Origin of the sequence: Salinimicrobium aquimaris, from assembly GCF_035607535.1 — a bacterium.
In the GTDB taxonomy this organism is placed as follows: Bacteria; Bacteroidota; Bacteroidia; order Flavobacteriales; family Flavobacteriaceae; genus Salinimicrobium.
Genome location: NZ_JAYDZX010000013.1, coordinates 46396 through 65663 on the forward strand (window position 1 = coordinate 46396; position 19268 = coordinate 65663).

Genomic DNA, 19268 nt, shown 5'->3' on the forward strand with positions numbered 1-19268 from the left:
ACTAAATATAAACATTTGTGTTCTGTTTAAAAATATATCTTTGAAATGTAACAAAAAATCAGAACTCATGACTTTAAATTCAAATTTACAACAATTCCTCGCAGGATTATTCCTGTTGCTTACTTTCACTGCCTGCAGTGACGACGATGACGCTACCACTCCGCCGGTTGTGGAAACTAATACTATTGCCGATTTTGTAGCCTCCAATGATAATTACTCTTCGCTTGAAGCAGCTCTCCAGGTGACAGGTATTACTGCAACTCTCGCCGGAACGGATAATTACACTGTATTTGCACCAGATAATGACGCTTTTGCAGCATTTCTTGCAGATAACGGATTTTCTTCACTCTCGGAAGTTCCTGTGAGTGCTCTCACGCAGATCTTACTTAATCACGTGCAGATGGGAGAAATAATGGCAGCCGATCTCTCTACAGGTTATATTGAAAGTATGGCTACCGGAAGTGCTTCAGATGATAACCTTTCCATGTATATAAGTACAGAGGATGGGGTGATGATCAATGGCGTAGCAACAGTTGAGCAGGCTAATATTGAAGTTGATAATGGAGTAATACACGCAGTAGATGCTGTAATAGGACTGCCAAGTGTCGTGACTTTTGCACTGGCCGATCCTACTTTTAATACACTTGTAGCGGCCCTTACCCGGGAAGATGATTTTACTTTTGTAAGTACGCTTATGAAAACCGGTTCTCCTGCCCCATTCACAGTATTTGCACCTACTAATGACGCCTTTGGTGCTCTACTTGAAGAACTTGAGATGAGCTCTCTGGAAGACATCCCTGAAGATGTTCTTGCTTCTACATTGGCCTACCACGTGGTTGCAGGAGCTAACGTGACTTCATCTATGCTGGCCGACGATATGGAGGTTTCCACCCTTGCAGAACAATCTTTTACGATCGATTTGGATAATGGTGCCACAATAACCGATGCTAATGGTAGAACTTCCAATATAGTTGTTGTTGATGTCCAGGCAAATAATGGAGTTATACATGTTATTGACACAGTGATATTACCGGAAATGTAATTTTTTTAATAGGTGATTGGTTAATGCAGAAGAGCCCGGAAATTCCGGGCTCTTCATTTTTTTAAAAGGATAAATTTTATTTGCCTTTCTTTTTCTGTTGTTCTGCCTGCTCCATCATTTCCTGCATTTTTCGTGCAAATTTTCCTTGTTTCTTCGGCTTCTTTTTATTCTCCTGGATCTGAGCGTGGATCTTATCTTCATCGATGATGAAATTCTTGATCACCAACATGATCCCTATAGTAATAAGGTTGGAAGTCAGATAATAAAGTGATAATCCACTTGCATAATTGTTAAAGAAAATCAGCATGAAAAGTGGAGACAGGTACATGATGAATTTCATGTTAGGCATCCCCGGCTGTTGTGCATTCTGCATCGTCTGTCCCGTTGTCATCATCATGTAAATGAAGATTGCAATAGAAGCCAGAATAGGGAACAAGCTCACGTGATCTCCATAGAATGGAATGTAGAATGGTAACTGAGCTATAGTATCATAACTGGAAAGGTCATCTGCCCATAAAAATCCTTTTTGTCTTAGCTGGAAAGCACTTGGGAAGAACATGAAAAGGGCATAGAAAACCGGCAGCTGCATTAAGGCAGGTAGACATCCGCTCATAGGACTGGCCCCGGCTTTGCTATACAGCTTCATAGTCTCCTGCTGTTTTTTCATAGGGTTGTCCTTATACTTCTCGTTTAGTTCGTTGATCTCCGGCCGCAGCACCTTCATCTTCGCCTGAGACAGGTACTGTTTGTACTGAACGGGAGACAACACGAGTTTGATCGCTATGGTCATTACAATAATTGCAATTCCATACCCCATGTAGTTGGTGATGAACGAGAAGAATGGTATGAAAACATATCTGTTGATCCAGCCAAAGATCCCCCAGCCCAGTGGCATGATCTCATCAAGATTGCGGTCGTAATCGTTGAGGATCTGGTAATCACTTGGCCCATAGTACCAGTTCATATTGTAATTCAATTCCCCTCCTTTTAGCTCTAAAGGAAATGTAGAAGCAAAAGCTTTGGTGTAAAGGGTATCCACCTCTTCATCCTCAACCAGGTCTTCAGACTTAAACTTTCCTGTTTCAAAAGGTGTATCGGTGAGCAGGATGGAAGTGAAGAAATGCTGTTTGTATGCAACATAGGTGATGTCGTTCTCTTCATCTTCTCCATCGGTGACATAGTCATCATCACCTCCGTCATATTCATAGACGAGCTCGGTGTAACGGTTTTCGTAGCTAATACTCTTGGCATGACGGTAACCTTTTAGTTTCCAGTCAAGGACAATAGGCTCCGAAGAATTTAACACGTCATTTAATCCCTGGGAGCGAATAGTAAAGTCGAGCATGTATTCACCCGGCTTCAAAACATAACGGTATTCCAGGAATTCATCGGGTGAAACTTTGAGTTTCATGGAGACAATAGTATTATCTCCGCTTTTGGTCACGGTAGGTTCAAAGTAAAGGTCTTTTGTGTTCAGCACCCTGCCATCTGTAGTCGCAAATGTCAGGTTGAAAGAGGCGTTGTCGCCTTTTATCAAATAAACAGGAATTGAATCAAAAGTCTTGAAATTCTTCATCCTTACTTCGGAAAGATAACCACCCTTATTAGAGAACTTGAGGTCTAAGACATCATTCTCCACCGAAGTTTCATTCTCTGTAGCTGAAGGTAAGGTGGCCGAATATCCAAATTCGCCTAACCTGCTGGCTGCCCTTGCAACTGCAGCAGAATCTGCTTCTTGAAGCGCATTTGTTGTTGCCACTTGCTGCTCCTCATCCGGAGTGACTACAACTTGTTCTGTGGTGGTTTCTTCCTCAACTTCGGGGGCAGAGGGATTCATGTACAACATCCAAAGCAGGATTCCTCCAATTAAAAGGAAACCTATCAGGGAATTAATATCTAATTTTTTTTCTTCCATTCTAAAAGTTAATAAGTGCGGGATCTTCCGCTGTGCTTCCAGGTCAACTTTCTAACCAAACAAGCCTATTGTGCCAGACTGGCATTCTTTTTTTTCTGTGAATAATTTTTAGCGGCCTTTATAAAAGCCATAAATAAAGGGTGCGGACTCGCAACCGTACTTTTGTATTCGGGGTGGTATTGTACACCAACAAACCATGGATGATCCTCGATCTCCACGATCTCCACAAGATTTGTTTTTGGGTTAACCCCCGTACTTTTCAAGCCATGCGACTCCAGTTGAGTAGCATAACGATTGTTGTATTCGTAACGGTGACGATGTCTTTCAAAGATCTTATTGGTGCCGTAGACCTCCTTGGCAATGGTGTCATCCTTCAATTCGCATTCCCATGATCCCAATCGCATACTTCCTCCCAGGTGGGTGATCTCTTTCTGCTCCTTCATTAGATCGATTACCGGGTGCGGAGTGGTAGGATCCATTTCGGTAGAATTGGCGTTTTTAAGCTGAAGCACATTTCGGGCAAATTCGATCACTGCCATCTGCATTCCCAGGCAAATTCCGAGAAAAGGTAGTTTGTTTTCCCTGGCGAATCTCACTGCGTCGATCTTTCCTTCGATTCCTCGTTCTCCAAAACCGGGAGCGACAAGAATTCCGTCCAGGTGAGCGATCTTGTGCTCTATAGTAGTGTCATTAATAAATTCCGAATGTATGCTCTCGATGTTTACCTTCACTTCATTGGCAGCACCGGCGTGAATAAATGCCTCCAGAATTGATTTATAGGAATCCTGAAGCTCCACATATTTACCTATCAATCCAATCTTCACCTCGTGTTTCGGATTTTTGTGACGTTTCAAAAATTCGTTCCACTGAGTAAGGTTCGGAGTAGTATCATCAGGAAGGTTCAGCTTTTTCAAAGTCACCGTGTCAAGCCCCTCCGTTAACATCATATTCGGCACATCGTAGATAGTAGATGCGTCAATAGACTGGATCACTGCCTCCTGCTTTACATTACAAAAGAGGGCGAGTTTCCTTCTAATATCGTCAGATAGTTCGTGTTCGGTACGGCAAACAAGAATGTCGGCCCGCAATCCGCTTTCCATTAGTGTTTTCACACTGTGCTGTGTGGGTTTGGTCTTCAGTTCTCCTGCAGCAGAAAGGTATGGAACAAGCGTAAGATGGATCACCAGAGCATTGTCATCTCCCAGTTCCCATTTGAGCTGTCTCACAGCTTCGATGTAGGGTAGGGACTCGATATCCCCAACCGTTCCACCTATTTCTGTGATCACGATGTCATACTCGTGATTTTTCCCAAGTAGCTGCACCCGTTCCTTGATCTCATTGGTGATATGCGGAATAACCTGCACAGTTTTACCTAAAAATTCCCCCCGGCGCTCTTTTTCGATCACACTTTGGTAGATACGCCCCGTGGTCACATTATTGGCCTGGGAAGTATTAACATTGAGGAAACGCTCATAATGCCCCAGGTCGAGATCTGTCTCGGCACCATCTTCAGTCACGTAGCATTCGCCATGTTCGTAAGGGTTCAGGGTACCGGGATCAACATTGATGTAAGGGTCCAGTTTCTGAATAGTCGTCTTGTACCCGCGCGCTTGCAGTAATTTTGCCAGGGAAGCAGCGATGATGCCTTTTCCAAGCGATGAGGACACGCCGCCGGTGACAAAAATATACTTGGTTTCAGCCATTTTTGAGAGGTATTTGTGCGTCTTTTATTCAGGGCGCTAAATTACAAAGAAGAAAAGAAAAAGAAACCATTTGCAACAGAATATGTTAGCAAAACTTTAAGGTTTTTAAGGTGTCAAAAAGGGAGTTTCGGCGAATCATTTTGGATACTTTCTTCTAATTGTCCTCAGGATATCTTCCATCCCGTTTACCTTAAGGTCGAGTACCTGTTGAAGCTGATCTCCTGTTTTTCCCTTCGGAAAGCCTTTCTGCCTAAACCACACCAAATAAAACTCAGGTAATTCTGAAAGATATCGCCCCTTATACTTTCCAAAGTGCATTTTGGCGTGGGCAAGTTCAAGAAGCGCTTTATAGTTGGGCTGAAGTTCCATGCGGCTAAGGTCTCAAAAAAGCAAAAATATGTCGGCTTTTTTCTGAAGTAATTGTTCTGATCTCAGGCTCTAAAAAGGTTAAAATCTTGATAATTAAAACCGCCTCTTCAGGCTCTTCATGGGCTTTTCAGTAATTTCAGCCAAATTTGAATCAATGGCAGTCATAGGATCGATCATAAAAGGAATAATTCAGGCAAAGGATGCCCTCACTTCTCAACCCAGACCATTTGAAGCCCAGGAGGAGGTACTAAAAGGACTGTTGGAAAAAGCAAAAAATACTGCTTTTGGCCAGCACTACAGGTTTTCTGAAATTCTGGAAGCAGATGATATCAAAGCCGAATTCTCTCGCCGAATTCCCATTTTTGACTACAATAAGATCAATGAGGAGTGGTGGCAAAAAATGCATGAAGGAGAAGAAGATGTTACCTGGCCAGGAAAACCTCCCTACTTTGCACTGAGCTCGGGTACTACAGGAAAATCGAGCAAAAGGATACCGGTGACAGATGATATGGTGGAAGCCATCCGCCAAACCGGTATCAAGCAGGTGGGTTCTTTGGCGAATTATGACCTGCCATCAGATTTTTTTCAGAAGGAGATCATGATGTTGGGAAGCTCTACAGATCTTAAGAAGGTGGAGGATCATGAAGAAGGAGAAATAAGTGGAATAAGCGCAAGCAATATTCCCTTTTGGTTTCGCAATTTCTATAAACCCGGCGTTGAGATTGCCGAGATTGAGGATTGGGATGAGCGGGTTCTGCAAATTGCCAGGGAGGCAAAGAACTGGGATATTGGCGCCTTAACTGGAATCCCTTCCTGGACCGAACTTATGCTCAAGAAGATCATTGAGTTTCATAAGGTCTCAAATATTCATGAGATCTGGCCCAACCTCATGGTCTATTCTACTGGAGGAGTAGCTTTTGAGCCTTATGAAAAGGAATTCGAAAAACTGGTGGCGCATCCTCTGGTGGTGATCGACACTTACCTGGCTTCTGAAGGGTTTATGGCTTTTCAATCCAGGCCAGAGACCCGCTCCATGCAGCTTGTGGTTGACAATGGGATCTACTTTGAATTTGTGCCTTTTAAACCGGAATACATTGAAGAAGATGGCTCGGTCAAAACCGATGCTCCTGTGCTTCCGTTGGAAAAGGTGGAGGCTGAAAAAGATTATGTCCTCTTGATAAGTACAGTTTCGGGAGCATGGCGCTATGTGATTGGAGATACCGTGAAATTCACCGACCTGGAACGGCATGAAATAAGGATCACCGGAAGAACCAAATTCTTCCTGAATGTGGTGGGGTCACAACTTTCGGTCAACAAAATGAATGATGCCATTAAGGAAATGGAGAAAAAGTATAGCATCAGTATTCCGGAGTTCACGGTGGCAGCTGTAAAGAAGGACGGGGAATATATACATAAATGGTATTTGGGAACAGAAGATAAGGTGGATGAAAAGGAACTGGCCGCTTCACTTGACGCCGCCCTGCAGGAAGCAAATAAGAATTATGGAGTTGCCCGCAGTAAGGCCTTAAAAGGGGTAGAAGTGGTGAGAGTTTCTCCTGAGGTATTTACAGAATGGAGCGCATCGAATAAAAAGAAGGGCGGACAGGTGAAAATGGAAAAGGTGATGAAAGAAGATAAATTTGCTCAATGGGAAGAATTTGTGAGATCAATGAGCAATTAACAAGTAGCAATAACCGGAAATCCTCAAATATCGAACGCTTTAGCTCCGGTCTAAATTTCCAAATTACAAACAGAGGCAACAGCTTAGTTCCTTATAGTGCAAACGCACAAACGATTTGAGGACCAGGTCGATATACAATGGACATTCTACATATAATGTGAGGCTAGCTTTCCTCTTCTTCTATTTCCTCAGGCACCTCCTCTTCAAGATCATTCACCAGAGCTAAAATTTCCGCCGGAGAAAGATAAAGACGGGCCTTCCTCCTTTTGTAGGAGTCAGAAAGAGTGGAATGATTCAGGATAAAATCTTTGGTAGCAAAAATGTACTTTCCCAGGCCGCGATTAATGGCATGAGTATCTGCCGTACGTTCTGCTTTTTTGATGAATTTATCTGAAGTAACATATCTTGTTCCGAATTTCACCAGCTTCATGGCCGACTTATCCCGGTAATCCACAATATGTCCCAACTCGTGCCCCAGCCAACCTATAAGCACCTCAGAAGGAATTTCGGTAATCGAGAACTCTTCATCCTGAATGAGAAATTTATTACTCATGAAAACATAATAGCTACGAGCTTTTTTTCCGTTGAAAAGGGTGGTTACCTTAGGCTGCGCCTGCATAAACGATTTCTTGATCCCTTTTTTGTACTTGAACTCGATCTCTACATCCTTAAGTTCAGGATAAAAGGAGAGGGCGACCCTGGCTTCTCCTATAATATTTTGAGGAATGATCTTGTTGTCTTCAAAAACGACCTTTTTTTCTTCAAGGCTTTTCTTTGTTGCACAGCTCCAGTTTCCGCCGAGAAAGGGAAAAACAAGGAGAAAGACAAGAATTTTTTTTGTTGACAAATTTGATAAAAGCTTTTGTGGCACCTGCGAAAAGGCCTCAGGCAGGAAAGTAATTTTCGCGAAACCTTTCATAATGGTCACCGGTGGTGTTAGTTTGATAGCATTAAATAAATCAATGTATATGCCACAACTTACGGAAATTCAAATAATCAATTCAACATTCAGTAATCAATATTAAATATTAAATAAGAATTGGATCTAACTTTCCTCTTTTTCGGCTTCTTCCATTTTTTCTTCGAGCTCATTTACAAGAACAAGGATCTCTTCAGGAGAGAGATAGAGACGGGCGATCCTTTCTTTATAAGAATCTGAAAGATGTGAGTGGTTCAAAATAAAATCCTTGGTGGCAAGAATATAATCTCCCATTCCGCTGTTTACGGCGTAGGTATCGGCAGCACGTTCTGCCTCTTTAATGTAGTTTTCAGAAGTTATATATCGGGCGCCAAAGATCACAAGCCCCAAAGCCGATTTGTGACGGTAATCCATGATATGTCCCAGTTCATGTCCCAGCCAGCCAATGAGTACTTCAGAAGGAACATCGGCCATTGAAAATTCTTCGTCTTCTATAAGGAACTTATTGCTTATGAACACATAATAGCTCCGGTTCTTTTTGCCTTTGAACAGGTTGGAAATCTTTGGCTGTGCCTGCATAAAAGATTTTTTTATGTCCTGCTTGAATTTGAATTCAATTTCAACATCTTCCAGCTCGGGATAGTACGAAAGGGCGATCTTAGCCTCATTTAAGATGCTTTCCGGAATGATTTTGTTTTCCTTATAGATGATCTTTTCTTCTTCCATATCTTTTTTCGCAGCACAGCTCCAGCTCCCTGCAATAAGGGGTGTCAAAAACAAGAAAAAGTATGTTCGTTTAAGGATGCTGTGCATTTTGGTTTTTTTATTTCTGCCCCTTTAAGTTAGAATATACATAACGGAATTTTTCCAAACTTTTCATAAAAAATAGGGTGTTCAACTGATTTTAAGTAATTTAAAAGGAGAACCAAAAGACAACGACTATGCCAGAACTACCGGAAATTACCCTTTCTAAGGATTACCTTGATGCCACCTCCTTAAATAAAAAGATCACTGCTATAGACTTTTTGCATACAGGCGGTCTACAGGCCCCTAAAGATGAATTTTTGAAGGCCCTTAAGGGAAACGCATTTACAGGGAGCCATAGGCTCGGTAAATATCTGGTAATAGAGACTACGGGAGACAAAGTGCTGGTAATGCATTTTGGAATGACCGGCAAGATCGAATATTACAGGAACCAGGAGCCGCCCAAATATTCCCGGGTGATCTTCTCTTTTGAGGATAATGATCATTTGGCCTATGTGTGCAGAAGGAAGCTGGGGAAACTTTTTTTAGCTGAAGGTCTTCAGGACTTCAGGGAAAGGCAGGAGCTGGGAAAGGATGCCCTGGAGCTGAAAGAAAAGGAATTTCTGGAGCTGTTGAAAGATAAATCCGGAAGCATCAAAGGAGTACTCACAGATCAACACGTCATGGCCGGTATAGGTAATGTTTATTCAGATGAAATGCTGTACCAGTGTAAGATCCACCCAAAAACAAAAACCGGTAAACTTTCAGAAAAAGAACAAAAGCAACTTTTTAAGAAAATGAAGAGCGTGCTGGAAACGGCCATTAAAAAAGAAGGAGTGAGGGATGACTTTCCTGATTCTTTTTTAATAAAACACAGAAAAGAAGGGGATGACTGTCCTAAGTGTGAAGGGAAAATAAAGCAGATAAAGGTTTCCGGTCGCAGCACCTATTTTTGTCCATCCTGTCAAAAAGAGCAAAAATGAAGGTGCATATTGGCTGTTCAGGATATAATTATAAGGAATGGCGGGGACCTTTCTATCCGCAAAAAATGCCGCAGCGAAAATGGCTAGAATATTATTCTGATATTTTTGACACCGTAGAGATCAACAATACATTTTACAGGTTTCCCAGGGAGAATGCACTGCATTCCTGGAAAGATACTGTTGAAAAAGATTTTCAGTTTACGCTAAAGGGACATCGGTACGTGACTCACCGAAAAAAACTCAAAGAGGTTTCCGAAAGTGTGAGGGATTTTGAAGTGCTGGCAAAGCTTCTAAAAAAGAATCTGGGTTGCGTACTTTGGCAGTTGCCCCCAAACCTTCACCGGAATGATGAAAAGCTGGAAGAATTTTGTCAGACGCTGGATCCAGGTATAAAGAATGTGCTGGAGTTTCGCCATGACTCCTGGTATGATGAAGAAGTCTACAGGATTTTGAGAAAGAACAAGATCATTTTCAGTTCGATCTCCAGTCCCGAATTTCCCGATGATCTTATTACAACCGGTAAAATCGGTTACCTGCGCTTTCACGGTACAGGAAAGGATTGGTATGATCATTTATACTCTGAAACTGAATTGAGAGAATGGCATCGAAAGATCAAGGACAGTGGATTGAAAGAGATCTACATCTACTTCAATAATGATATTCATGCGCATGCTCCCGTAAATGCAAGACAATTAAAAGAGATATTCGGGCAAGGTTAAATTTCCAACTCCATACCGTCATGTGCGGGAATGAGCTCCACCTCTTGTTCAAGAGCCTTTATTTGTTCCTTGCTCTCTTCCGGAGTTTTTTCGAAGAACCAGTTTCCATAGTGGCAAAAAGCGACCTTTTTGGCGTGAGGACTCAATAGCCGAATGAGGTCTGGCACCCCGGTATGTCCAAAGATCTTGTCTCTTTTCCTGTTTATTCTGCCGCCCTTGTTGATAAAGCTGGCTTCTGTAATGACAAGGTCGAGGGGAGGAATTTTAGCGAGGTTGGATTTTTCGATCCAGGCCACATCTCCCGTAATGAATAGCCTTTTTTGGTCTTTCTCAATTATGTATCCCAGGGATTTCAGTTTCAAAGCATGTATGACAGGAATAGGGGTGAAGGTGTAGCCTTCCACTTCGAACTTACCGGAGATCATCTGTAGCTCTGGAATGAGCTCATGAGCTTCGGGTCCAAAAAGTGGAATATCAGGAGTGAATTTTTCCTTTTCGGGCACAAAGAAAGCATGGTCGGGATGAAAATGAGTGAAGACCACTGCTCCAGGTCGATTGTCCATATATTCAGCTTCTCCCACATCAACTAAAATCCGTTCATCAATTAAAAAGCCGGTATGACGGACGTGGTCTTGTGCTTGTGGTTCTATTTTTCCGCGGGTGCCAAGGATCTTTATCTTCATATTTCAGGTTTATATTCCGAAGGGATAAGTTTCTGGAGTTTTGCTGCCGTCGGGCTGCAGGTGGAGTGGGTGTAGACCACGGGTTTGGTCGATGTACATAAAAGCATCATATCTTTTTGCCATTTTTGAAGGTACATAGTTACCTCTTTCCCGATGAGGATCATACACCACGCCTACGGCACGATGCCCAAACTTCTCCTGCATTTTTTCGTAAAGATCTGTCCCTTCTTCAAAAAGTAACAGCTTATTTTCGGCTCCCATAGTGTGTAACATCTTTTCTACGCTTCCTTCAATACCTTTTGGCAACTCCATGTTCTTCATGGGTGCTCCCCAGAAATCTCCTGCGATCACCGATCCTTCATAAGATCCAAAACCTACAAGATAAACTCCATCTTTAGAATGTTGTTGCCTCACCAGTTGCCCTACATTGTGCAGGCCTTGTGCAGCCATACCCGTTGCTCTTGCATCCCCAATATGCGTGTTATGCTCCCAGACTATAACTTTTGCGTCCTTGCCATGATAATCCATGAGAGTATTCAGGGTTTCGACCATGTGGCTGTCCCTTACATTCCAGGAGGAATGGTCAAACTGTGCCATGGCCTCATAGTATTTTTCAGCGTTTTTTAGCACCAGAGAATTCAGTTCAGCGTTAAGTCCCGCTTCAGGTTCATTTTCGTATTGTTCAGTTTTTTGTCGCACCTCCTTGAGAAGCTGAACAACTTCATTTCTGCACTTCTGCTTCATTCCGCGGTAGGCAGTGACATAAGAGTCGTTCTGCCGGTACGGCTCAAAACAGTCGGCTGTCCGCCTGGCAAGGGCGGCGACTTCAGGATCTTCTTTTTCCAGGTAGTTGACAATGATCTCCATCGATTCCCAAAGGCTGTAAACGTCAAGCCCATAGAACCCGATCTTTTCCTTTGGGTCTAAATTTTTATTGTGATCTTTCATCCATTCAGCAAAAGCAGCGATTTCCCAATTTGCCCACATCCAGGTAGGCCACCGCTTGAACTTTTGGAGTACCTCAGAGATCTTTGAAGGAGTACCGGGAAGGTCCTTTACCCAACGATTGATCTCAAAACAATCTGGCCAGTCTCCTTCTACAGCAACAAAAGAGAAGCCTTTTTCCTTAATGAGCCTTTTGGAGATCTCGGCCCTCCAGGTGTAGTATTCGTGTGTTCCATGACTGGCCTCTCCCAACAGCACATATTTGGAATCTCCGATCTTGTCCAGAAGAGGATCGAGATCCTGTGCATTTTGTAAAGGTGTGATGTATTCTTTCTCTTTTTTCTTTTCCGCTTCCATATCAACTTATTTTGAGATCTCATAATTTACGAAAATCACTGACTGTTATGGGAATGAGGAGGTGAGGCTTTAGAAAAGTTTAAGTCCATATTAGAGTTTTTTAAGGAGGTTTTAATTAATTTAGAAAATATGGAAACAGCTCAAATCGTAATTGGACTAGCTATTATCCTTTTTACATACCTCGATTTTTTTCATACTACCTTATCTGGTAATGGATTTGGGATCTTTTCGAGGATCATCAACCAGATCTTAAACCGGATCTTCATTCAGAACAGGGCACGAACCATCTTTAAGTTTTCTGGTCTTACCCATCTTCTTGTCACCACTTTCTTATGGATGTTACTACTGTTTATAGGAGCTTACACTGTTTTTAGTGCGGGGGAAGAAATGGTAGTAAATGGCACCACAGGAGTACCTGCAGATCATCCCGAGAGATTTTACTTCACTTCTTATGTGCTTTCAACCTTAGGCGTGGGAGATTTTGTACCGGGAACCGACACCGGTCGGGTGCTTGCCGGAATCCTTTCTTTTTCGGGTTTTATTCTCATTACAACGGGGCTCACCTACCTTTTAAGTGTGATCAACGCAGTACTGAGTAAAAAACAATTGTCGTTCTTTATTTATACCATGGGAAAAGATGTGGAGGAAATCTTCAGTTTCTATAAGCAGCAGGAGGACCTGGAAAACCTGGTTTCCAATGCCAGCGACCTAAGACAGCAAATTTTGCAGAACGCTAGTAGCTACTTAGCTTTTCCAATGGCCAATTATTTTCTTTCCAAGAATCATGAGTCTGCATTGATCCTTCAGCTTGCGCGGCTTTATGAGGTGTTAATGATCATTAGGCTGGATTGGAAAAAGGAAACGGTGCAGTACAAGAAACTTTCAGTAATAATAAACGGAATAGAAAAATATCTGGACCTGGCACTGGAAGAAGCAGATGCTTCTGAACATAGCGAGGAGGAACTAAAGACTTATAGAAGCCACTGGATGAAATATGGCTATTACTTTGAAAATAAAGTTGAAATAGACAAGCAGTTCTCCTCAAGTCTCAAATATGCAGGATGGAACTGGAAAGAAGTATACAGGCTTGAGGAACAGAGATAAAAAAAGACTGCTCAAAAATGGCATTTTTGAGCAGCCTTTGATTTTACTGAACCAGATTTCCTAGTTCGTCAATTCTTCCCGAAGCCTTTCCTGAAGTTCAGGATCTTTTTGCAGTTGGTTACCAATTTCCTCATATCGCTCAAAGGAAAGTCCGCTTTCTTCGACCATTTCTTCGATCTCCTGGCGAAATTCTGCCTGCATTGAATTGAGCTCTTCTATTACTTCCCGATACTTTTTTTCTTCTTCTTTTGACATTTCCACGTTCTTTTCAGGATCCATTTGGGCCTGGTGAATGGTATTGAACCTGTTGATCTCCATGCCTTCATCGGTGATCACCTTACTTAGCTCCTGCTGCGCTTCTTGATTGATCATGCGCATCTTTTGAAAAGTAACGGCAAATTTCTCGATTTCCTGATCGCTCACGTCTGTCTGAGCAGTTAATGTGGTGGTGCCTATCATCATGAAAAATAAAAGGCCTAACATCTTCATCTTACTTAAGATCATAATTTTCGTTTTGATTTTTCACAAACCTAACAGTAATGATCAAGAAAGGCAAAGAACAGCCGGCTTTTTCCTGTTTCTGAAGAATTTTAGGACCTTTTGCTTAAAAAATGTCCCAAAAATGACATTTTTGGGTGGTGCTAAGCTTTTTCCTTTACAGAAGAAAGATCGAGTTTTACCTGTCCCCGGGTGAGATCCTCAAAATTCTCCCTCTTTCGGATAAGATGAGCCTCTCCATTGTACCACATTACTTCCGGCGGGCGATATCGGGAATTGAAGTTGCTGGCCATGGAATAGCAATATGCTCCTGCATTGTCAAAGGCTAATATGTCTCCTTCTTTTATTTCGGCTATTCTTCGATTGTTGGCAAAGGTGTCGGTTTCACAAATATATCCTACAACAGAATAGAAGCGTTCCTTTCCCCGGGGATTTGAGATATTGTGGATCTCATGACGGGAACCGTAGAACATTGGACGGATGAGGTGGTTAAAACCTGTGTCCACTCCGGCAAAGACTGTGGAAGTTGTCTGTTTTATCACATTCACCCGGGCCAGGAACTTTCCTGCCTCGCTTACCAGAAACTTTCCGGGTTCGAATGCAAGGGTAAGGTCACGGCCGTATTCCTTACAGAAGGATTTGAACTTTGCAGTTAGTTTTTCTCCCAGCTCTTCAATGTTAGTTTCAATATCCCCTTCTTTATATGGCACTTTGAATCCGCTGCCGAAGTCCAGGAATTCCAGGTCTTTAAAATTTCGTGCGGTGTCAAAAAGAATTTCCGAAGCATAAAGAAATACTTCAATGTCAAGGATATCACTGCCGGTATGCATGTGAATTCCGTTAATATGCATTCCCGTGTTTTCCACGATACGCAGTAAGTGAGGGATCTGGTGAATGGAAATGCCAAATTTTGAATCTATATGTCCAACAGAGATATTGGTATTTCCACCTGCCATAACATGCGGATTGATCCTTATACAAACGGGGACTTTAGGATGCCTGGTTCCAAATTGTTCAAGTATGGAGAGGTTATCAATATTGATCTGCACCCCCATATTGGCAACTTCTTCTATCTCCTCGAGGGAAACTCCGTTTGGAGTGTAGATGATCTTAGAGGGATCTACTCCGGCTTCCAGTCCCAGTTTTACTTCCTGTATGGAAACAGTATCCAGGCCTGCACCGAGGTTCTGAAATAAGTTTAGAACAGAAATATTTGAAAGGGCCTTAACTGCATAGTGAATTCGCAGGTTCTTTACTTTACTAAAAGCTGCCGTAAGACGATTGTACTGAGAAATGATCTTTTCGGCATCATAAACATATACGGGGCTGCCGAATTCCTCTGCTATTCTTAGAAGGTCCTGATTATTCATACTATTCAAATTATGGCGCAAAAGTAAAGGGGATTTTTGGCTTTTGCGTAGCGCTTAGTGAAAATTAACCAATTCTAACAAAATGTTATTTATGAGATAAATAATAGCCGTAAATTTTCTCACCCGAACTTTAGCATACTTCAGGAAATTTTGTAATTTAAATCTGTATTTCAAGGTGTTATGGTTTCAAGATTAGCCCTCTTTCCTTTACAGACTATTGTTTATCCCGGAGAAAAGTTGCCACTTCACATTTTTGAGAAGCGGTATAAGCAATTGATCGATGATTGTGAGCACAGCGGTATTACCTTTGGGATACCTGTGTATATGAACAACCACCTGGAGTACGGTACCGAAATGGAACTGCTGGACACTGTGCGAAAATATGAATCGGGAGCCAGGGATGTGGTTTGTCGGGGGTTAAGGGTTTTTAGGATTACGGAGTTTGATCATAACGAAAAAGGAAAATTCTATGCGGGCGGAGATGTCGAATTTCTTGAGGATAAAGATGATTCTTCCGAAGCTCTTAAAGATCAGTTATTAGAGCTTATTTTTGAGCTGTATGTTCACCTTGAAGTTCCGCGACCAATAATAGATCGGGAAAATTTTAGGAGCTATACTCTGGCACACAAGATTGGGCTTTCTCAACAGCAGGAATATTCGTTGCTTAAACTTACTTCAGAAAAAGAAAGGCAGGAATTTCTAATCAACCATTTACTCATCACTATTCCTGTAGTTCAGGAGATGAATCGCACAAAACAGATCATCGAACTCAACGGACATTTCAGAAATTTTGATCCCCTTGATTTTCGGGAATTCAGGTTAAAATCGAATAAGTAGCCAAAACGCCTTATTTTCCTGCCAATGCTCTAAAAAAGATTGGCAGAATCCTCTAACATTTGTTACTTTTGTGGACCTTAACAAACACTGAAGAAACACCTTATTATGAACATACACGAATATCAGGGAAAAGAAATTTTGAGCAGTTTTGGGGTGCGCGTACAGCGTGGCATTGTTGCCCAGGATCCAAAAGAAGCAGTTGAAGCTGCGAAAAAACTTACAGAACAGACCGGAACAGGATGGCATGTGATCAAAGCCCAGGTGCATGCAGGTGGGCGTGGAAAAGGTGGAGGTGTTAAACTGGCCAAAAATCTTCAGGAGGTTGAAGAGATCGCAGGGCAGATCATTGGAATGAATCTGGTAACGCCGCAAACTTCTGCTGAAGGTAAAAAAGTTCATCAGGTATTAATTGCCGAGGATGTTTATTACCCGGGAGACAGCGAACCGGAAGAATATTATATGTCTGTTCTTCTCAACCGTTCAACCGGAAAAAATATGATCATGTATTCTACTGAAGGTGGAATGGATATAGAAACAGTTGCCGAGGAAACTCCGCACCTTATATTTCACGAAGAAATTGATCCTGCTACAGGATTACTGCCTTTCCAGGCGAGGAGAATTGCTTTTAACCTTGGCCTAAGCGGAAATGCTTTTAAAGAAATGACAAAATTTGTAATGTCCCTTTATGAGGCATTTTCAAAATCTGATTCCTCGCTTTTCGAGATCAACCCTGTGCTTAAGACCAGTGATGATAAGATCATGGCTGTGGATGCAAAGGTTACTCTTGATGATAATGCCCTTTTCCGTCATAAAGATTATGCTGAAATGCGTGACACCAGAGAGGAAAATCCTGTGGAAGTAGAGGCAAAAGCTGTAGGTCTTAATTATGTGGATCTTGATGGTAACGTGGGATGTATGGTAAACGGTGCCGGTCTTGCTATGGCGACTATGGATCTTATCAAGCAGGCGGGTGGAGAACCGGCCAACTTCCTTGATGTAGGTGGTACAGCCGATGCGAAAAGAGTAGAAGAGGCATTTAGACTTATCCTAAAAGATGAAAATGTGAAGGCCATCCTGGTCAATATTTTTGGAGGGATAGTACGATGTGATCGTGTTGCACAAGGTATCGTAGATGCATACAAGAACATGGGCGATACTATAAAAGTGCCTATCATTGTTCGTCTTCAGGGAACAAACGCAGACATCGCCAAGGAATTGATAGACAACAGCGGACTCGACGTTTACAGTGCTGTTGAATTCCAGGAAGCAGCAGATAAAGTACAGGAAGTACTGGCATAATACAACATAGTTGAATCAAGAGAACCCCGGAGCGATCCGGGGTTTTTTTTGTGCTTTGTTGTAAGGTAAGGGCTTAGGAAGGAATGTGAAGGTGTTAAAATTAAGTTAATGAAATTTTTATACTGTAACACGATAAGATCAAACATGTCATTAGGGTACAATCATCAATCATTAATTAATCTTAAAAACGAATTATTATGAAATGCTTTAGACAGTTTTTAGCCGCCTTTGTATTGACAGTATCAACTACAGCTTTTGCAAATTCCAACGCTAATTTTGGAGAAAGATGGGAGCCAATAAGTTTCCAGATAGAGAAGATGCTTTCTGACTCGAATCTCGTTATTGAAGAGGATTTCACGGTTACCGTGATCTTTAAAGTGAATGCAGAAAGAAAAATAGAGATCAGGTTGATCGACTCTCCCAATGAAGAGGTAAATCAATTTCTTAAAAAGAGACTGGAAAATCAAAAGCTTTACGGCAATTCCTGGGATGCTGAAAAGATCTATGAATTACCCGTAAAGGTACAGGCAACGAGATAATTTTGCTGCAATCAAAACCACACCCGGCCCAAAAGCCGGGTTTTTTTATCCTTACACCAAAGCTTGCAAAAGTTTTGTTAAAAAGATTTGAGCCTGTAACATTTGCTTTTTTCAAAAGTCTTTATAGTAAATCATCAATCATTAAATCGCATCAATTAATTTAAAAAACGAACGTCATGAAAAATCTAAAACTGTTGTTAGTAGTATGTGCAATGATCCTTTCTTCATCTGTTTCAGCGAAGGAAATTAATCTTGTAAATCCGGATTCAGTATCTGTAGAAATTGAAAGAATGCTAAAGGATATGAATTTAGCCACTCAGTGCGAGCCACTTGAAGTAACGGTATTCTTTTCTGTTTCAGAAGATCAAAAGATCCAGAGCCTTTCTGTGGCCTCTCCAAACGAAAGGGTCAATGATTACATCCAGAAGCAGTTGATCGACAAGCAATTGCCCACAGGATACTGGATGAAAGGTAAGATCTATGAACTCACTGTTGTAACAAAGGTGAGCTAAAAGTAGTTCCCTTGTAGACTAAAGATCCCGGAAGTAATCACTCCGGGATTTTTTATTTAAAGGTGTAGACCGCACTCGGTCTTTGGATTGTTGTTCCAGCGGCCGCTCCTTTCCTTTCCGGGAACAGTACAGTGCGTACAACCAATTGAGCTGTATCCTTTCGCTACTAATGGGTGAAAAGGCAGGTTGTTCTCCGAAATAAACCGGTCACGCTGTTCTTTACTCACATCAAGGAGAGGATAGAACTTTAGGATCTCTCCGCGGTTTTCAAAAATGTTCAGGCTGGCTCTGTGGTCACTTTGCCACTCCATGAGACCACTTACCCACACTGTATATTTGGCCTTGATGAGGTCCAAAGGCTTTACTTTATTTATGTAGCAGCAAAAATCCGGATTTTTCTTCCAGGTTTCATCCTTCCTGGTGAATTCATATTCTTCTGTAACCGAACTTATGGATTTCACCCGAAGGCCGTATTTATCCGAAAGGCTTTTTTTGTATTCCAGGGTTTCTTCGAAGTGATAGCCGGTATCTATGAAATAGACCAGTTGGTCCCGGTTAACATCAGAAAAAAGTTTTAAAAGAAAAGCCGATGTTGCAGCAAAGGAACTGGTGAGCATGATTTCAGCAAGACCAAAGTCCTTGTAAAGCTCTTCTATTCTTTCATATATGCTTAGTTCCCTGTACTTTTTATTCAGTTGATCAACTTCGGCCGGGGATACGATTCTCTTCTCTGCAAGAATTTCCATGGGCTGCTACTTCTTATCTTCTTTTTTGGGCATAGGCCCTCTCTTGTAGATCACCAGACCATTGAGAAAGTTCCGCAGGAATTGATCCCCGCATTCCATGTACTTCGGGTGGTCCTCGCTTCTAAAGATGGCTCCGATCTCACTTTTAGTAACCTTAAAATCAACGAGTGAGCAAATGTGTACAATATCATCATCGCGGAGTTTCAGAGCGACTCTCAGTTTTTTGAAGATATCATTATTAGATAGGGGCATAGTTTGTTTTTGCGCGATAAAATTACAAAACCCCATGGAATAAACAGGGAT

At 41.9% G+C, this 19268-nt stretch carries 20 protein-coding genes; 9 read left to right on the plus strand and 11 right to left on the minus strand.

Annotated features, from left to right (window positions below; all coding sequences use genetic code 11):
* Window positions 1-67 precede the first annotated feature (67 nt).
* Window positions 68-1042: a fasciclin domain-containing protein gene (locus VR862_RS12755; RefSeq protein WP_324721364.1), complete on the plus strand. Its 975-nt coding sequence runs from the start codon at window positions 68-70 to the stop codon at window positions 1040-1042.
* 76 nt (window positions 1043-1118) lie between these two features.
* Here VR862_RS12755 and yidC read toward each other — a convergent pair whose 3' ends face one another.
* From yidC to VR862_RS12770, 3 genes are all read right to left on the minus strand, one after another.
* On the minus strand, window positions 1119-2957 hold the full coding sequence (gene yidC, locus VR862_RS12760) for a membrane protein insertase YidC (protein ID WP_324721365.1): 1839 nt from the start codon (window positions 2955-2957) through the stop codon (window positions 1119-1121).
* A gap of 65 nt (window positions 2958-3022) precedes the next feature.
* Window positions 3023-4660 carry a CTP synthase gene (gene pyrG, locus VR862_RS12765; protein WP_324721366.1) on the minus strand — a complete coding sequence of 546 codons (1638 nt, stop codon included), beginning with the start codon at window positions 4658-4660 and terminating at the stop codon, window positions 3023-3025.
* 135 nt (window positions 4661-4795) lie between these two features.
* The gene (locus VR862_RS12770) at window positions 4796-5029 is read right to left on the minus strand and encodes a DUF3820 family protein (protein ID WP_324721367.1); all 234 of its coding nucleotides are present in this window, start codon (window positions 5027-5029) and stop codon (window positions 4796-4798) included.
* A 154-nt stretch (window positions 5030-5183) separates the two neighbouring features.
* Here VR862_RS12770 and VR862_RS12775 point away from each other — a divergent pair, with 154 nt between their 5' ends.
* Window positions 5184-6710, plus strand: a complete 1527-nt coding sequence (locus tag VR862_RS12775) for a GH3 family acyl-acid amido synthetase (RefSeq protein WP_324721368.1) — start codon at window positions 5184-5186, stop codon at window positions 6708-6710.
* A 163-nt stretch (window positions 6711-6873) separates the two neighbouring features.
* Here VR862_RS12775 and VR862_RS12780 read toward each other — a convergent pair whose 3' ends face one another.
* Window positions 6874-7557 carry a hypothetical protein gene (locus VR862_RS12780; RefSeq protein WP_324721369.1) on the minus strand — a complete coding sequence of 228 codons (684 nt, stop codon included), beginning with the start codon at window positions 7555-7557 and terminating at the stop codon, window positions 6874-6876.
* A 198-nt stretch (window positions 7558-7755) separates the two neighbouring features.
* On the minus strand, window positions 7756-8442 hold the full coding sequence (locus VR862_RS12785) for a M48 family metalloprotease (protein WP_416384501.1): 687 nt from the start codon (window positions 8440-8442) through the stop codon (window positions 7756-7758).
* 128 nt (window positions 8443-8570) lie between these two features.
* Here VR862_RS12785 and VR862_RS12790 point away from each other — a divergent pair, with 128 nt between their 5' ends.
* Together VR862_RS12790 and VR862_RS12795 are read left to right on the plus strand one after the other, a co-directional pair.
* Entirely contained in the window at window positions 8571-9356 is a 786-nt protein-coding gene (locus VR862_RS12790; RefSeq protein ID WP_324721370.1) for an Fpg/Nei family DNA glycosylase, read from the plus strand.
* Window positions 9353-10075 carry a DUF72 domain-containing protein gene (locus VR862_RS12795; RefSeq protein ID WP_324721371.1) on the plus strand — a complete coding sequence of 241 codons (723 nt, stop codon included), beginning with the start codon at window positions 9353-9355 and terminating at the stop codon, window positions 10073-10075. The genes VR862_RS12790 and VR862_RS12795 overlap by 4 nt, the downstream gene beginning before the upstream one ends.
* Here VR862_RS12795 and VR862_RS12800 read toward each other — a convergent pair.
* Both VR862_RS12800 and VR862_RS12805 read right to left on the minus strand, forming a co-directional pair.
* Window positions 10072-10758: an MBL fold metallo-hydrolase gene (locus tag VR862_RS12800; protein ID WP_324721372.1), complete on the minus strand. Its 687-nt coding sequence runs from the start codon at window positions 10756-10758 to the stop codon at window positions 10072-10074. The two genes, VR862_RS12795 and VR862_RS12800, sit on opposite strands and share 4 nt — an antisense overlap.
* 9 nt (window positions 10759-10767) lie before the next feature.
* Window positions 10768-12060, minus strand: a complete 1293-nt coding sequence (locus tag VR862_RS12805; RefSeq protein ID WP_324721373.1) for an erythromycin esterase family protein — start codon at window positions 12058-12060, stop codon at window positions 10768-10770.
* Window positions 12061-12189: 129 nt separating this feature from the next.
* Here VR862_RS12805 and VR862_RS12810 point away from each other — a divergent pair, with 129 nt between their 5' ends.
* Window positions 12190-13164 (plus strand): potassium channel family protein, encoded by a 975-nt coding sequence (locus VR862_RS12810; RefSeq protein WP_324721374.1) that lies wholly within the window; start codon window positions 12190-12192, stop codon window positions 13162-13164.
* A 60-nt stretch (window positions 13165-13224) separates the two neighbouring features.
* Here the strand turns inward: VR862_RS12810 and VR862_RS12815 are convergent, their stop codons facing one another.
* The gene (locus VR862_RS12815) at window positions 13225-13668 is read right to left on the minus strand and encodes a DUF4168 domain-containing protein (protein WP_324721375.1); all 444 of its coding nucleotides are present in this window, start codon (window positions 13666-13668) and stop codon (window positions 13225-13227) included.
* A 137-nt stretch (window positions 13669-13805) separates the two neighbouring features.
* Window positions 13806-15032 (minus strand): diaminopimelate decarboxylase, encoded by a 1227-nt coding sequence (lysA, locus tag VR862_RS12820; RefSeq protein WP_324721376.1) that lies wholly within the window; start codon window positions 15030-15032, stop codon window positions 13806-13808.
* Window positions 15033-15212: 180 nt separating this feature from the next.
* Here lysA and VR862_RS12825 point away from each other — a divergent pair, with 180 nt between their 5' ends.
* From VR862_RS12825 to VR862_RS12840, 4 genes are all read left to right on the plus strand, one after another.
* Entirely contained in the window at window positions 15213-15869 is a 657-nt protein-coding gene (locus VR862_RS12825) for an LON peptidase substrate-binding domain-containing protein (RefSeq protein ID WP_324721377.1), read from the plus strand.
* Window positions 15870-15974: 105 nt separating this feature from the next.
* Window positions 15975-17168 (plus strand): ADP-forming succinate--CoA ligase subunit beta, encoded by a 1194-nt coding sequence (gene sucC, locus VR862_RS12830; RefSeq protein WP_324721378.1) that lies wholly within the window; start codon window positions 15975-15977, stop codon window positions 17166-17168.
* 197 nt (window positions 17169-17365) lie between these two features.
* On the plus strand, window positions 17366-17707 hold the full coding sequence (locus VR862_RS12835) for a hypothetical protein (protein ID WP_324721379.1): 342 nt from the start codon (window positions 17366-17368) through the stop codon (window positions 17705-17707).
* 176 nt (window positions 17708-17883) lie between these two features.
* Window positions 17884-18219: a hypothetical protein gene (locus tag VR862_RS12840; RefSeq protein WP_324721380.1), complete on the plus strand. Its 336-nt coding sequence runs from the start codon at window positions 17884-17886 to the stop codon at window positions 18217-18219.
* A 56-nt stretch (window positions 18220-18275) separates the two neighbouring features.
* On the opposite strand, the gene VR862_RS12845 is transcribed toward VR862_RS12840, so the two are convergent.
* Both VR862_RS12845 and VR862_RS12850 read right to left on the minus strand, forming a co-directional pair.
* Window positions 18276-18965, minus strand: coding sequence for a phosphoadenylyl-sulfate reductase (locus tag VR862_RS12845; RefSeq protein WP_324721381.1), 690 nt, complete (start codon window positions 18963-18965; stop codon window positions 18276-18278).
* 6 nt (window positions 18966-18971) lie between these two features.
* On the minus strand, window positions 18972-19217 hold the full coding sequence (locus VR862_RS12850; RefSeq protein ID WP_324721382.1) for a DUF1456 family protein: 246 nt from the start codon (window positions 19215-19217) through the stop codon (window positions 18972-18974).
* Window positions 19218-19268 lie beyond the last annotated feature (51 nt).